Origin of the sequence: Streptococcus mitis, from assembly GCF_946188615.1 — a bacterium.
GTDB lineage: Bacteria > Bacillota > Bacilli > Lactobacillales > Streptococcaceae > Streptococcus > Streptococcus mitis_BZ.
This window is the reverse complement of record NZ_CAMHVK010000006.1, coordinates 24,349-38,646: the sequence shown is the minus strand read 5'-3', so window position 1 is coordinate 38,646 and position 14,298 is coordinate 24,349. Positions and strand designations below refer to the sequence as shown.

Sequence of the window (14,298 nt, the reverse complement as noted above, 5' to 3'; positions counted from 1 at the left end):
AGTCTAAGTAGCTTTTCAGTAAGAATTTAATATATTTGAAGTAATAGTTGATAACAAATAGTCATAACTACTTTTATTTTTTGTGTGCAAAAGTCTATTTATAGAGGAATGAGATGAAAAATTTAGAAATAGGAAAACGAATTCGTACCTTACGGACTGAAAAAGGCTTGAGTAGGGAAGCCTTTTGTGGAGATGAAAAAGAACTTACTGTTCGTCAGTTAGGCCGAATTGAAACAGGAAATAACTTGCCCAGTTTAGCTAAACTAGACTATATAGCTGGAGTGTTAGGAGTTCCGATATCTCAGTTAATTGATGAACGATTACTAATTGTTCCTAAAGAGTATTTAAAATTAAAAACGAAGTTGATTCGTCAATCTATTCATGGCGATGAAGAAAAAATCCGCCAACGTGAAGCTATCTTTGAAGAAATTCAGGAACGTTTTTATGACCAACTCCCTGAAGATGAGAAAGTAGCAGTTGAGGTTCTACAAGCTATCGATGATGTATATGTTTCTGAAAACGCTGAATTTGGAGAGGGCTTGATTGAGGAGTATTTTGAGCAAACAATGCTGAGAACAGAATATTCGACAAATGATCTACTGATATTGTACTTATATTTTTTATCTCTAGCGGTTAATTCAGAACGAGATGAAATAACTTTAAAAAAAGTTTGTCTAAATATTGTATCTCAAACAAACTATGATGATACAAACTATGCTCACTTGCTTCAAAGAGTACTACTAGGTTTAATATTTTATCAGCTTGACATTGATTATCATGAATTTATACCTGAAATATTGAGTATGTTAAGAGAAATTATGATTGACATCGGAGATACTAGTTTAAAACCAACTGTAGACTTCATTGAAGCAAAATATTACTTATACGGAGAAAAAGATAAAGAAAAAGCCCTGCAATACTATGAAAAAGCTATTAATGGGGCAGAATTTTTGAATGACATGAATTTTAAAAATCGAGTGATAGAAGAAAAAAATAAGGATTTTCCATAATTTCAATTTAAAAACAGGACATAAATGTCAGTGGACATTTATGTCCTGTTTTTTTACTCTCGTAAGGGATATACTGTTATTGTAAATAAGTTAAGCAGAACGCAATGCTAGAAACATTTCTATTTAACGGGATGTAGATTAGCAAGCGGGAGGAAAATATGGTAAAAACAATTGACTATTATATGGATGAAAAGTTTGTCAAGAAGGACTATCTGATTATCAAAAATAGTCTAGATAGCAGACGCCTATGTAAAGTAACACTTGATGAGAAGTTGCTCAAATTAGTTCTCTTACTTCCAAATGAAATGAGAGAAATCAAAATGGACTCCAACTTAAAACCTAGAATTAGAGTTGTTGACATAACCGATGGGAGTGAGTGAAGTTTCTAAAATAGAAATTAAAATTAGAAAGAGGTAATAAAATGATTAAGGTAGAAAGAGTTACAAAGCGATTTGGAGATAATATTGCTTTAAATCAAATTAGTTTTTCAATAAACGAAGGAGAAATTTTTGGATTCCTAGGTCCATCTGGTTCAGGGAAAACAACAATGATCAATATTCTGACAGGACAGCTACAGGCTAACAGCGGAAAGACAGAATTATTAGGGAAAGATTCTCAAAAATTACTTCCGTCAGATTTTGAAGAGTTAGGTTTAGTAGGTGACACAAGTGGTTATTACGAAAAATTAAGTTTGTACAATAACTTGTTACTGTTTGCAAGACTATACGGAGTTTCAAAATCTCGAATTGAAGAAATTCTAAAACAAGTTGGTCTGTATGATAGTAAAGACACTCCAGCTGAGAAACTTTCTACAGGAATGCGTCAACGAATGCTTTTAGCTCGTGCTTTAATCAATTATCCTAAAGTTCTATTTTTAGATGAACCTACAAGTGGGTTAGATCCCACCACCTCAAAGAAGATTCACAAATTACTACAGGAGTTAAAGGAAAGAGGAACAACCATTTTCTTAACTACTCATGATATGAATGAGGCGACTTTATTATGTGATAACCTAGCTCTTTTGAATAAAGGTGATCTTATTGAACAAGGAAGCCCAAGCGAAATTATCCTAAAATACAACACGGAAAAAAAAGTTGCAGTAACTTATAGTGATTCGACTAAAAAAGTAGTGCGATTCGAAGACTTGCAGCAAGAAGATTATAAAAAAATAATGACGATTCACTCATGTGAACCAACTTTAGAAGATATTTTTATTAAATTGACAGGAGAAAAATTAGATGTTTAAGAGAATTTTAGCCCTTATCTGGTTGAGGACACAAGTATTATTAACAAACAAAAACACTTTGGTACAGGTAGTATTCCCATTCTTTCTGGTTCTACTCTTCCAAAATTTTATGAATACAGATGGCACTCAAGGGAAAGTGCTATTGTATAGCTCTTTAACAATGGCATTCTCATTTTCTTCTGGGTCAATGATTTCAAACTCTATTGCAGAGGAAAAAGAAAAAAGAATTTTTAAAACACTTATTTTAAGCGGAGTTCGCCGTGGAGAATATCTTGTTTCCGTGTTGTTTTATCCTATAATCTTTGCTTTGGCTTCAGTTATTTCCTTCCCTATTATGGTTGAAGTTGATTTTGCCAAAGATTATCCTGTATACCTTGTAGTAGCTTCTCTGGTAGCATTATGTACAATCCTCTTAAATTTGGTGATTGGAGCTATTTCAGAGACACAAACGCAAGCTCAGGTTTATGGTTTGATTCCAATGCTTGGTCTCTCATTCTTGCCAATGTTTGCTCAAGTTAGCTCAGAGGTCAAGAAATTCATGGATACAACCTTCTTAGGAGTTTATGTAGATTTCTTTAATAAACCAGATTTCAAGTTGAATTTTGACAGTTTGGGGATCACTTTTGCTTGGGTTGTAGCATTACTTGCCCTTAGTTATTGGGGATTGAAAAATAAAAAAAAAGTACAGTTTGGAAAATTAACAATTAATCAACTTCAAAAACTAACTTTTTTTAAAGCTTAGTGTTAGTAATCTTTATAAGAAACCTAGTTTAAAACAATAAACCAGCGCTTAAAAAGCTGGTTTTTACTGTCTTCAGCCTTCTGTTTCTTCGTAGTTGATTACCTCATATCCCTTGTATTCGCTTACACAAAGTATTATAATATGATTGTAGGAAAGAAGGTGTTCTTATGATACATACACTTAAATTGGTGTTGTTTATTACCTTTCTTGTAATAAGCTTGTTACCTGATAAGATTTTTGGAAAAAATAAAAAAATTTGGAAAATAGTTCTTGCAATATTGACGGCGGCGGCAGCATTGTCATTTATGTACTAAGCTATTTTAAGAATGTAGGGTTTATTTCCCTACATTCTTTTTAGTTTTTTCTGTTTTATAAATTCTATTTATCCAAGCGCTTCAAAAACTAACTTTTTTAAAAGCTAAGTGTTAGTAAGCTTGTAAGAAACCTAGTTTAAAACAGTAAACCAGCGCTTAAAATGCTGGTTTTCACTGTCTTCAGCCTTATATTTCTTTGTAGTTGATTACCTTATATCTCTTGTATCCGCTTACATAAAGTGTTATAATATGATTATAGGAAAGAAGGTGTTCTTATGTGGAAAAAATATTTTTCAAAATATAAATGGACGGATTTATTTTGGATTCTATTTGTTATTTTAACATGCCTCTTGGCGGGTAATAGTAATCTTTACCCCCTTACCCATCAAGAAATCTCTTATCATGGGTGCTTATCGGGAATTACACTTGCCTTATTTCACTTGCTATTTATTGATAAGTTTTTTATTTCGAATCGAAAATAAATGGAGAAGCTAAAAGCTTTAAATGTTTTAGACTTTTGGGATAGATAGTTTAAAAATTGAAATTTAAAACCGCAGATTTTCTTGAAATGCGGTTTTTTGTGTCAATTAGAGTACTTTCCCAACCAGAATCTCAGCCTCAATGGTAATCTCTGTCAGTTGGCTCCAGTCAATCTTGCTCTGGTCAATGTGAAAGAGGAGAGGAGTCATACTGAGTAGGGCTTGGAGCTGCTCTGCTGTGATAGTCTTAGTCAGAGAGGCCGTTTGGTTAGATAGGATGGTAAAGTGTTCCTGGAAATGATTTTTGATATCTTGGTTGGAATAGTCCTTGTTTGTCAGCTGGTCTTGTACCTTCTGGCGGATTTCTTTGAGGTGATTTTCAGTTGGAATGACCTTTATCAGGATACCATCTTTGGATAAAACGCGACGAAATTCTCCATAGTTGGCAGGTGAGAAGATATCAAGCAGGATATTCATGCTAGCGTCTTTTATAGGAAGACGAGCTAAGTCACCAACGAACCAATTGACTGCCCAGTTGGGTTCGCTCTTGGCAGCGATTTGGACAGAATCTTTGGAGATGTCGAAGGCATAGAAGGTTTTGTCAGGATGGCTTTCTTGGAGTTTACGAGAATAGAAACCTTCACCACAACCGATATCTAAAATTGTTTTGGCATTTTTTGAGTTTGAAAGTAAATCAGAGACGGCCTCTAGAATAGCTTGATAAAAGCCGGCTTCTAGGATTTGTTGGCGGTTTTTAAAATTTTCCTTGTCATAGTTAGTAGATTGCTTGATTTGAGGGGCTAGATTGACATAGCCAAATTTCGCCAGGTCAAAAGAATGACGGTTGTAACACTTGAAACTAGTCTCTAGCAGAGTCAGATTTTCTTGACAGATAGGACAGGCAAAGGCAGTAGCAGAAGCAAAACGCTGAAGTTTGGGTTTGAGATTTGTATTCATAGTTTAAGTGTATCAAAAGAGGCAAATGAAAGCAACTTTAGGAATAAGTAGATGGGAGATTCAGTAGAAATAAAACTAATTCTCCAATTTATAGAATAAAATTGCTTTTATATCTAAATTTCTATATAATAATGATAAGGAGGAAATAAGTATGTTAAAAGAAGTATTAACCGTTGCAAAAGTTGCGAAAAAATCATCACTCTTTTTGGGTGGTGTCGCATTTGGTACCCTTGGCTTGAAAATCTTAGCAAGTAAGGAAGCTAAAAAAGGTTATTCTAAAGCTTTGGCTAAGGCTTACAAGTTGAAAGACGGGCTAGATGCATCTGTTTCTGTTGTGAAACAACATGGAGACGATGTCTTGCAAGATGCCAAATATTTGTACGAGCAAGAGAAAAAAGAAGAGCAATTAGATAGCCTTATAGGAGAATAATATGTCTTTTAAAGTGCTACATAGAGGATACCAACATATCCGACTATCATCTTCTTTTTCACTCACCTTGGATATTCAAGACTATCTTCGTTCCTTGGCGAGAGATGAAAAGGGGATTGAGTCTATCCAGTTTTACATGGATCAACAGCACTTTACTCTACGTATAAAAGAAGGCTTTTCTGTATTAGATAATGCAGAAGCCTTTTTAAAAAGAATTGATAAAGGGAAAGTTTCTGAGTTGATGACTCTTCCCATTCGTAGAGAAGAGAGTGCTTATTCTATTGTTTCAGGTGCAGCGATTAAGCGTATACTTTTTCGTAGTTTTGTGCCGTATCCTATTCGCTATATATGGACTTGTTATCAGGCTTTTGGCTATATTAGAGAAGCCTATCAAACACTAGCGCGTAAGGAACTAACGATGGAGGTCTTGGACTGTTCGGCTATTTTATTGTCTTTGTTTATGAACCAATCCAAGACTGCCAGCAACATCATGTTTATGCTTGATTTGGGGAATCATTTAGACCAGTGGTCCTTGAAAAAAACTGCAACAGATTTAGAACAAAGCCTTCTTGCAAAAGAAAGCGATGTATTCTTGGTACAGGGCGATACGGTCGTTAGTATCAAGAGTTCCGATGTTCAAATAGGAGATGTCTTGGTACTATCTCAAGGAAATGAAATTTTGTTTGATGGACAAGTAGTTTCAGGTTTAGGTATGGTCAACGAAAGTTCCTTGACGGGAGAGAGTTTTCCAGTTGAAAAAAGAGAGTCTGATTTGGTTTGTGCAAATACAGTATTAGAAACTGGAGAGTTACGCATTCGTGTAACCGATAATCAGATGAACAGCCGGATTTTACAGCTGATTGAGTTGATGAAGAAATCTGAAGAAAACAAGAAAACGAAACAACGCTATTTCATCAAGATGGCGGATAAGGTCGTCAAATATAATTTCTTGGGGGCTGGGCTGACTTACCTATTAACAGGTTCTTTTTCTAAGGCTATTTCTTTCCTATTGGTCGATTTCTCCTGCGCTTTGAAAATCTCTACTCCTGTAGCTTATTTAACAGCTATCAAGGAGGGGTTGAATCGTGAAATGGTGATTAAGGATGGGGATGTTCTGGAGAAATATCTGGAAGTTGATACTTTCTTGTTTGATAAGACGGGAACAATCACAACTAGTTATCCTATAGTTGAAAAGGTGTTACCTTTTGGGGACTATAGTGAGGAAGATATTCTCAGAATCAGTGCCTGTCTTGAGGAACACATTTATCATCCTATTGCTAATGCCATCGTCAAGCAAGCTGAGATAGAGGGGATTGAACATGAGGAAATGCATGGGAAACTCCAATATATTGCAAGCAAGGGGATCAAATCTCATATAGATGGGCAACCAGTTCTTATTGGGAATTATGTCTTGATGCAGGATGAGCAGATTCATATCAGTTCAGAACAAAATGCTTTAATTGAAGAGTACAAGAGTCACTACAATCTCTTATTCTTGGCTTATCAGAATGAATTGATTGGAATGTTCTGCATTCATACTCCTTTGAGAAAAGAAGCAAAAGCAGCCTTGGAGAAACTTAAGGCACAAGGGAAAAAATTGATTCTGGCAACAGGGGACACCTTGGTTAGAACAGAGGAATTAGTCAAAGATTTGCCCTTTGATCAGGTCTATACAGACTTGAAACCTGATGGAAAATTTGAGTTAGTAGAGGAACTGCAGAAAGCAGGTCACACTATTTTGATGGTTGGAGATGGCTTGAATGACTCAGCTGCTCTAACCCTATCAGATATCGGTGTGGTGATGAATGAGAGTGCAGATATTTCTAAGCAGATGAGTGATATCTTATTGTTAGATAATCGTTTGGATTTCTTCCAAGAGTTGGATTGGCTATCATCATCTTTGCAAACACTCATCAAGAAGAATATTCAAGATACCGTTGTCGTAAATAGTAGTTTGATTGGCTTTGGCTTATTTAATTGGCTCAGTCCTTCAAATCTCTCTATCTTACATAATCTAACAACCTTGCGCATTGTACTGCGTAGCCTGTCTATTAAAAATAGATAGATGAGAGTTATTAACAGCAAAAAGGAGTTACCTTTCTCGAGGTTAACTCCTTTTTTTATAGGTAAATGTTGAACAGTTTAGTAAGTCAATACAAAATATTTTTTCTTCCCACGGCGGATAACGGTCAGTTCGTTCTCTAACTTATCTGCGTCACTCAAGACATAGTCAAGGTCTTGGATGCGGTCGCCGTTTACGTAGATAGCTCCGTTTTGGACGTCTTCACGGGCTTGGCGTTTTGAGTTAACTACACCAGATGAGACGAGCAGTTCAACGATATTGTGGTTTTCATCTGCTTGAACTTGGTAGTTTGGCACTCCACGAAGTCCTTGTTTGAGTTCTTTAACAGAAAGGTTTTTGATGTTTCCTGCAAAGAGTTGTTCAGTGATGTTGAGGGCTTCTTTGTAAGCTTCTTCTCCGTGAACAAGAGTCACGACTTCACGAGCCAAGACTTTTTGTGCCAAACGTTCGTGTGGAGCTGCTTCAAATTGTTTACGGATGTCTTCAATCTCATCGAGTGACAAGAAAGTAAAGATCTTCAAGAAGCGAACAGCGTCAGCGTCCATAACGTTCATCCAGAATTGGTACATTTCATATGGGGAAGTCTTTTCAGGATTGAGCCAGACTGCGTTTCCTTCTGATTTACCAAATTTCTTACCAGTTGCATCGGTAATCAGTGGAACAGTGATAACGTGGCCTGTCTTGTCAGCCTTACGACGAAGCAATTCGGTACCAGCTGTCATATTTCCCCACTGGTCAGAACCACCGATTTGAAGCGTTACGTTGTGGTCTTGGTTAAGAACGAAGAAGTCGTAACCTTGCATGATTTGGTAGGCAAACTCAGTGTATGAAATTCCTGTTTCGATCCGTTTTTTCACAGACTCCTTGCTCATCATGTAGTTGACAGTAAAGTATTTTCCGATATCACGGAGGAAGTCAATGAAGCTGATGCTGCCAAACCAGTCGTAGTTGTTGACCATGACAGCCTTGTTTTCACCATTTTCAAAGTCAAGAAAACGAGAAAGTTGTCCTTGGATAGACTTGACCCAGCCATCTACTGTGTCTTTTGTTTGGAGACTACGTTCAGCATCTTTGAAGGACGGATCTCCGATGAGACCTGTAGCACCGCCAACGAGCGCATAAGGTTTGTGACCTGCTAGTTGCAAGCGACGACTTGTCAAGATTGCGACAAGGTGGCCTAGGTGAAGGCTGTCAGCAGTTGGATCGTAGCCAGTATAATAAGAAACTTGACCTTCTTCTAGGGCTTTACGCAAAGCTTCTTCATCAGTCGTTTGAAAAATCAAACCACGCTCTTTTAGCTCATCAAAAATGTGCATGTGTCTTTTCTCCTTTTTAAAAATATTGTTTCTACCTATTGTATCACAAACTTGGGCAATAGCCTAGTAGAATAAGGAAGAAAGTGGCTATTTTATTGAAAGTTTACCTTTTATGGTATAATAGATAGAGTGAGGAAATCCATGCAAAATCAATTAAATGAATTAAAACGAAAAATGCTGGAATTTTTCCAGCTAGTAAAATCAAAAATAAATCATAGAAAATCAGAGAAAGTCTCAGAAGAGAAGAAGTCGGATGAGACAGGTGGGAAAGTTCTGGCTATCCTAGGTAGCATTTTAGTTGCTATCAAGGGAATTTTGAATACTCTATTTATTCTAGGCTTTATCGGTGGGCTTTTTGGTGCTGGTGTAGCTCTTGGTTATGGAGTTGCTTTGTTTGACAAGGCCAAGGTTCCCCAAGCGGAGGACTTGGTCAAGCAGGTTAAAAATATTTCTTCCATCTCAGAAATTGTTTACGCAGATGGGAGTGTCATTGCTTCTATCGAGAGTGACCTACTGCGAACTTCTGTTTCATCTGAGGAAATATCAGACAATCTCAAAAAGGCTATCGTTGCTACTGAGGACGAACATTTTCTTGAACATAATGGGGTTGTACCCAAAGCTGTGATTCGAGCGACTTTGGGAACCTTTGCAGGTTTGGGCTCATCTAGCGGGGGCTCGACCTTGACCCAACAGTTAATCAAACAACAAGTGGTTGGAGATGCTCCGACTTTGGCTCGTAAGGCTACAGAAATTGTTGATGCCCTTGCCTTGGAACGCAGCATGAGTAAGGATGAAATCTTGACTACTTATCTCAATGTTGCTCCCTTTGGTCGAAATCATAAAGGACAGAATATTGCAGGTGCCCAGCAAGCTGCTAAAGGGATTTTCGGTATCGATGCCAACAAGCTGAGTATTCCCCAAGCTGCCTTCCTAGCAGGTTTGCCACAGAGTCCGATTACTTATTCCCCTTATGAAAATACTGGAGAGTTAAAGAGTGATGAAGACTTAGAACTTGGTTTGAAGCGGGCCAAGGATGTTCTCTACAACATGTACCGTACGGGTGCTCTGACTCAGGAAGAATACGACCAGTACAAGGATTATAATCTCAAGCAAGATTTCTTGCCATCAGGATCTATCAATGTTGTTTCGAGGGATTATCTCTACTTTACAGCTATGGCTGAAGCTACAGATCGCATGTATGATTACTTAGTTCAACAGGACAATGTCTCTAGCCAAGAGTTGAAAAACGAGTCGATTCAAAAGGCTTATCATGAGCGAGCTGAGCAGGAACTAAGTAATGGCGGCTATAAAATCACGACAACGATCAATAAAAAAATCCATAACGCCATGCAAAATGCAGTTGCTAACTACGGTCGTTTGGTAGATGATTCGACTGGGCAGCCTGAAGTAGGGAATGTTTTGATGGACAATAAAACGGGGGCTGTTCTAGGCTTTGTTGGTGGTCGTAATTACCAGACTAACCAAAACAATCACGCCTTTGACACTAAGCGCTCGCCAGCCTCTACAACCAAGCCTTTATTGGCCTACGGTATTGCCATTGACCAAGGCTTGATGGGTAGCGCTAGTATCTTGTCCAATTATCCGACAAAATTCTCTAATGGCAATCCTATCATGTATGTAAATAGTCCAGGTACAGGCATGATGACTTTGGGTGAAGCCTTGAACTATTCGTGGAATATCCCAGCCTATTGGACCTATCGAATGCTGCGTGAGAAGGGTGTGGATGTCAAGGGTTACATGGAGAAAATGGGTTACGAGATTCCGGAGTACGGTATCGAAAGTCTGCCTATGGGTGGTGGGATTGAAGTCACAGTTGCCCAGCATACCAATGGTTATCAAACAATTGCTAATAACGGTGTTTACCATCAGAAACATGTGATTTCTAAGATTGAATCATCTGACGGTAGAGTAATCTATGAATTCCAAGACAAGCCAGTTCAAGTGTACTCGAAGGCAACAGCAACAATTATGCAGAGTTTGCTTCGTGAGGTGATTTCATCTCGAATCACTTCAAGTTTCCAAACGGATTTGGCTTCTATCAATTCAAGCTTAGCTCGTGCAGACTGGATTGGTAAGACTGGTACAACCAATGAAGATGAAAACATGTGGCTCATGCTTTCAACGCCAAGATTGACTCTAGGTGGTTGGCTAGGGCATGACGACAACCGCCCAATGGCTAAGGGGGCTGGGCATTATCGAAATGCCAAATATATGGCCTACTTGGTCAATGCTATTCAACAGGCTGAGCCTGGTGTTTGGGGCAATGAACGCTTTAATCTTGACTCTAGTGTGACTCAATCTCAGGTTCTCAGATCTACGGGGCAGAAGCCAGGCAAAGTATCCGTTAATGGAAAAACAGTTGATCTTTCAGGTTCTACTGTAACGAGCTATTGGGCTAATAAGGCGGGAGCTCCTACGACAAGCTATCACTTTGCTATTGGAGGAAGTGAAGCAGATTACCAAAATGCTTGGTCAAGTATCGTTAGCACATTGCCAACTCCTTCTAGCTCAAGTACTAGTTCGAATAACAGTTCAAGTAGTAGTTCAAGTGCTAGCTCTAGCAGTACATCAAGTTCATCATCTACGCAATCAAATAGTAGAAGATAGGAAAGTGGTATTGATTGCCACTTTTTTCTTTTTTCCTTTCGTGTTACAATAAAGGTATGAATCAGTATCAGAAAAAGATTGTTAAAGGAACTATTTATTCGCTCCTATCCGGCTTAATCTGGGGAATCTGTGGAATTTTAGGAGAATATTTCTTTACTCATTATCAAGTGTCCTCTGGTTGGATTACTTCTATGCGTTTGACGCTGGCAGGGAGTCTTGTGCTTATTTGGTCAGCAATGCAATTAAAATCGCAAGTGCTAGATATTTGGCGAGATAAGAAAAATTACCTGCCCTTTTTAGCCTATGCTATTTTGGGGATTTTTTCAGTTCAGTATTTTTTCTATCTCTGTGTAGAATACTCAAATGCAGCGACAGCAACTATTTTACAGTTTATTAGTCCAGTTTTTATCCTCTTTTACAATCGCTTAATTTATAAAAAACGAGCGTCCAAAAGTGCTATTTTCTATGTTTTGATTGCCATGTTGGGTGTTTGCCTGATGGCGACAAAGGGAGATCTCTCTCAATTATCCATGACACCACTAGCGCTTGTGACGGGTTTGCTGAGTGCCATGGGGGTCATGTTTAATGTTATCTTGCCTCAACCTTTTGCGAAGCGCTATGGTTTTGTACCCACGGTTGGGTGGGGTATGATTTTAGCAGGTTTATTTAGCAATGTTCTCTCACCAGTTTATCAGCTTTCCTTTACTCTTGATATTTGGAGTATCTTGATTTGTCTCATTATCGCTTTCTTTGGGACAGCTTTTGCCTTTTTCATTTCCATGAAGGCTGTGTCCTTGGTTTCTCCCTTGGTGGTTTCCGTTATTAGTGCCAGTGAGCCTCTCTCTTCTGCCCTTTTGAGTGTTTTATTTTTAGGATTGGTAGTGGATTGGTCCCTTCTTCTAGCTATGGCCTTGATTATTTTGCCCATGATTTTCCTATCGGTAGAAGAAGCGAAAGAAAGTAAATAAAAAGTCTTTTCTTAATTCTAAAAGTGTGCTATACTAGAATAGTCAATAAAACACGGGGAGATAGTTGTGAAGAGTGTTTTTAGGTTGTATCGGTAGGGGCTTGCTTTTACCGACAGCACGTTTTATCTCACATCCCTAAAAATCATACCTAAAAACAAACAAAAAGGCTTCAAATTTGAGGCCTTTTTTGGTAGAATAGGTATCATTAAAATGAACTAGGAGGCGCCTATGACTGCTACAAAAATGAACGCACAAGAAATTATTCAATTTATCGCCAATGCTGAAAAGAAAACCAGTGTGAAAGTAACATTTGAGGGACAACTCGCAACTGCTGTACCTAGCTCTGTTGTCAAACTAGGGAATGTCCTATTTGGAGACTGGAAAGATGTGGCTCCGCTTCTCGATGGTTTGGTAGAAAATCAAGATTATGTTGTCGAGCAAGATGCTCGTAATTCTGCAGTTCCCTTGCTAGATAAACGTGCTATCAATGCTCGTATCGAGCCAGGTGCTATTATCCGTGACCAAGTTGAAATTGGTGACAATGCTGTTATCATGATGGGAGCAGTTATCAATATCGGTGCTGAAATTGGTGCAGGAACTATGATTGATATGGGGGCTATCCTTGGTGGCCGTGCTATTGTTGGGGAAAACAGTCACGTTGGTGCAGGTGCAGTTTTGGCAGGTGTGATTGAGCCAGCTAGCGCTGAACCAGTCCGTGTTGGAGACAATGTTCTCATCGGTGCCAACGCAGTGGTTATCGAAGGAGTCCAAATTGGTAGTGGTTCAGTTGTGGCAGCGGGGGCTATTGTTACCCAAGATGTCCCAGAAAACGTGGTGGTAGCAGGTGTTCCAGCTCGCATTATCAAAGAGATTGATGCCCAAACCCAACAAAAAACAGCGCTAGAGGATGCGCTTCGTATCTTATAATTGTAAAAGTAATAAAGAGGCGGAACCCTTCTTCCAGCCTCTTTCTGCTATGTCGGAGGATAGATAGATGTTAGATTTGATTCAGACTAGACGAGATTTGCACCAGATTCCAGAGATTGGCTTGGAGGAGTTCAAGACTCAGGCTTATCTGTTGGATGTGATTGAGAAATTGACTGCGGGCAAGAATTTTGTCCAAGTTCAAACTTGGCGGACAGGGATTTTGGTTTATTTGCAGGGAAGTCAGCCAGAGCGTACCATTGGTTGGAGAACAGATATTGATGGCCTGCCTATCGTCGAACAAACAGGACTTCCTTTCGCTTCTCAACATCAAGGTCGCATGCATGCTTGTGGACATGATTTTCATATGACTATTGCCTTAGGCTGTCTAGAGCGCGCCCTTGAAGAGCAACCCAAGAATAATCTGCTCTTCCTATTTCAACCTGCTGAAGAAAATGAGGCTGGTGGTATGCTCATGTATGAGGATGGTGCTTTTGGAGACTGGTTGCCAGATCAATTTTATGGGCTTCATGTTCGTCCAGATTTGAAGGTTGGTCAGATTGCGACCAATACCCACACGCTCTTTGCAGGAACTTGTGAGGTGAAGATCCGTTTCAAAGGCAAAGGTGGCCACGCAGCCTTTCCGCATGAAGCTAATGACGCCTTGGTGGCGGCTAGTTACTTTGTGACCCAGGTGCAGTCAGTTGTCAGCCGCAATGTCAACCCAATCGAGGGAGCAGTGGTGACCTTTGGAGTTTTCCAAGCTGGAACAACAAACAATGTCATCACAGACACAGCCTTTTTACATGGAACTATTCGGGCTTTGACACAGGACATGAGTCTTTTGGTGCAAAAAAGGGTTAAAACAGTTGCAGAAGGGGTTGCAGCTGCCTTCAATATGGAAGTCGAAGTGGAACTCAAACAAGGTGGTTACCTGCCTGTTGAGAACCATCCAGCCTTGGCGCGTGAACTGATGGATTTCTTTGAGGAAAAAGAAGGAATTGAGTTGATTGATATCGAACCTGCTATGACAGGTGAAGACTTTGGTTATCTCCTTTCAAAAGTTGATGGCGTTATGTTCTGGCTAGGTATTGATAGTCCCTATGCCCTTCATCACCCTCAGATGAGTCCTAAGGAAGAAGCATTAGCTATTGGAGTGGATGCGGTCTCTAGTTTCCTGAAAAAGAAGGCAGCAGAGTAG

The 14,298-nt window shown here is 39.0% G+C and carries 13 protein-coding genes; 11 read left to right on the top strand and 2 right to left on the bottom strand.

Going from position 1 to position 14,298, the window contains the following annotated elements:
• Positions 1-113 precede the first annotated feature (113 nt).
• The 5 genes from OCF95_RS07000 to OCF95_RS06980 all read left to right on the top strand — a co-directional run bounded on the left by OCF95_RS07000 (position 114) and on the right by OCF95_RS06980 (position 3,794).
• On the top strand, positions 114-1,010 hold the full coding sequence (locus tag OCF95_RS07000; RefSeq protein WP_261105126.1) for a helix-turn-helix domain-containing protein: 897 nt from the start codon (positions 114-116) through the stop codon (positions 1,008-1,010).
• Positions 1,011-1,168: 158 nt separating this feature from the next.
• Complete coding sequence (locus OCF95_RS06995) at positions 1,169-1,390, top strand: hypothetical protein (RefSeq protein ID WP_033679542.1); 222 nt, start codon at positions 1,169-1,171, stop codon at positions 1,388-1,390.
• 41 nt (positions 1,391-1,431) lie between these two features.
• The gene (locus OCF95_RS06990; protein WP_261105125.1) at positions 1,432-2,256 is read left to right on the top strand and encodes an ABC transporter ATP-binding protein; all 825 of its coding nucleotides are present in this window, start codon (positions 1,432-1,434) and stop codon (positions 2,254-2,256) included.
• The gene (locus OCF95_RS06985; protein ID WP_261105124.1) at positions 2,249-2,998 is read left to right on the top strand and encodes an ABC transporter permease; all 750 of its coding nucleotides are present in this window, start codon (positions 2,249-2,251) and stop codon (positions 2,996-2,998) included. The genes OCF95_RS06990 and OCF95_RS06985 overlap by 8 nt, the downstream gene beginning before the upstream one ends.
• Positions 2,999-3,587: 589 nt before the next feature.
• The gene (locus OCF95_RS06980) at positions 3,588-3,794 is read left to right on the top strand and encodes a hypothetical protein (RefSeq protein WP_000265676.1); all 207 of its coding nucleotides are present in this window, start codon (positions 3,588-3,590) and stop codon (positions 3,792-3,794) included.
• Between the two features lie 105 nt (positions 3,795-3,899).
• Here the strand turns inward: OCF95_RS06980 and OCF95_RS06975 are convergent, their stop codons facing one another.
• The gene (locus tag OCF95_RS06975) at positions 3,900-4,748 is read right to left on the bottom strand and encodes a putative RNA methyltransferase (RefSeq protein ID WP_261105123.1); all 849 of its coding nucleotides are present in this window, start codon (positions 4,746-4,748) and stop codon (positions 3,900-3,902) included.
• 151 nt (positions 4,749-4,899) lie between these two features.
• Here OCF95_RS06975 and OCF95_RS06970 point away from each other — a divergent pair, with 151 nt between their 5' ends.
• Positions 4,900-5,178, top strand: a complete 279-nt coding sequence (locus tag OCF95_RS06970; RefSeq protein WP_000910910.1) for a DUF6110 family protein — start codon at positions 4,900-4,902, stop codon at positions 5,176-5,178.
• A gap of 1 nt (position 5,179) precedes the next feature.
• On the top strand, positions 5,180-7,243 hold the full coding sequence (locus OCF95_RS06965) for a heavy metal translocating P-type ATPase (RefSeq protein WP_049500520.1): 2,064 nt from the start codon (positions 5,180-5,182) through the stop codon (positions 7,241-7,243).
• Positions 7,244-7,320: 77 nt separating this feature from the next.
• Here the strand turns inward: OCF95_RS06965 and tyrS are convergent, their stop codons facing one another.
• Positions 7,321-8,577 carry a tyrosine--tRNA ligase gene (gene tyrS, locus OCF95_RS06960; RefSeq protein WP_000546884.1) on the bottom strand — a complete coding sequence of 419 codons (1,257 nt, stop codon included), beginning with the start codon at positions 8,575-8,577 and terminating at the stop codon, positions 7,321-7,323.
• Between the two features lie 141 nt (positions 8,578-8,718).
• Between tyrS and pbp1b the strand changes: the two genes are divergently transcribed.
• The 4 genes from pbp1b to OCF95_RS06940 all read left to right on the top strand — a co-directional run bounded on the left by pbp1b (position 8,719) and on the right by OCF95_RS06940 (position 14,298).
• A complete protein-coding gene (gene pbp1b / locus OCF95_RS06955; RefSeq protein ID WP_261105122.1) occupies positions 8,719-11,205 on the top strand; it encodes a penicillin-binding protein PBP1B in 2,487 nt (828 codons plus the stop codon).
• A gap of 56 nt (positions 11,206-11,261) precedes the next feature.
• Positions 11,262-12,173: a DMT family transporter gene (locus tag OCF95_RS06950; RefSeq protein WP_261037790.1), complete on the top strand. Its 912-nt coding sequence runs from the start codon at positions 11,262-11,264 to the stop codon at positions 12,171-12,173.
• Between the two features lie 228 nt (positions 12,174-12,401).
• Complete coding sequence (gene dapD, locus OCF95_RS06945) at positions 12,402-13,100, top strand: 2,3,4,5-tetrahydropyridine-2,6-dicarboxylate N-acetyltransferase (protein WP_261105121.1); 699 nt, start codon at positions 12,402-12,404, stop codon at positions 13,098-13,100.
• Positions 13,101-13,167: 67 nt separating this feature from the next.
• Positions 13,168-14,298, top strand: a complete 1,131-nt coding sequence (locus tag OCF95_RS06940; protein WP_261105120.1) for an N-acetyldiaminopimelate deacetylase — start codon at positions 13,168-13,170, stop codon at positions 14,296-14,298.

Bases quoted from the DNA above. Each gene is read 5' to 3' on its own strand.
- OCF95_RS06975 (WP_261105123.1), bottom strand. From the start codon at position 4,748: ATGAATACAAATCTCAAACCCAAACTTCAGCGTTTTGCTTCTGCTACT.
- OCF95_RS06940 (WP_261105120.1), top strand. From the start codon at position 13,168: ATGTTAGATTTGATTCAGACTAGACGAGATTTGCACCAGATTCCAGAG.
- pbp1b (WP_261105122.1), top strand. From the start codon at position 8,719: ATGCAAAATCAATTAAATGAATTAAAACGAAAAATGCTGGAATTTTTC.
- tyrS (WP_000546884.1), bottom strand. From the start codon at position 8,577: ATGCACATTTTTGATGAGCTAAAAGAGCGTGGTTTGATTTTTCAAACG.
- OCF95_RS06980 (WP_000265676.1), top strand. From the start codon at position 3,588: ATGTGGAAAAAATATTTTTCAAAATATAAATGGACGGATTTATTTTGG.
- OCF95_RS06970 (WP_000910910.1), top strand. From the start codon at position 4,900: ATGTTAAAAGAAGTATTAACCGTTGCAAAAGTTGCGAAAAAATCATCA.
- OCF95_RS06990 (WP_261105125.1), top strand. From the start codon at position 1,432: ATGATTAAGGTAGAAAGAGTTACAAAGCGATTTGGAGATAATATTGCT.
- OCF95_RS07000 (WP_261105126.1), top strand. From the start codon at position 114: ATGAAAAATTTAGAAATAGGAAAACGAATTCGTACCTTACGGACTGAA.
- OCF95_RS06950 (WP_261037790.1), top strand. From the start codon at position 11,262: ATGAATCAGTATCAGAAAAAGATTGTTAAAGGAACTATTTATTCGCTC.
- OCF95_RS06985 (WP_261105124.1), top strand. From the start codon at position 2,249: ATGTTTAAGAGAATTTTAGCCCTTATCTGGTTGAGGACACAAGTATTA.
- dapD (WP_261105121.1), top strand. From the start codon at position 12,402: ATGACTGCTACAAAAATGAACGCACAAGAAATTATTCAATTTATCGCC.
- OCF95_RS06995 (WP_033679542.1), top strand. From the start codon at position 1,169: ATGGTAAAAACAATTGACTATTATATGGATGAAAAGTTTGTCAAGAAG.
- OCF95_RS06965 (WP_049500520.1), top strand. From the start codon at position 5,180: ATGTCTTTTAAAGTGCTACATAGAGGATACCAACATATCCGACTATCA.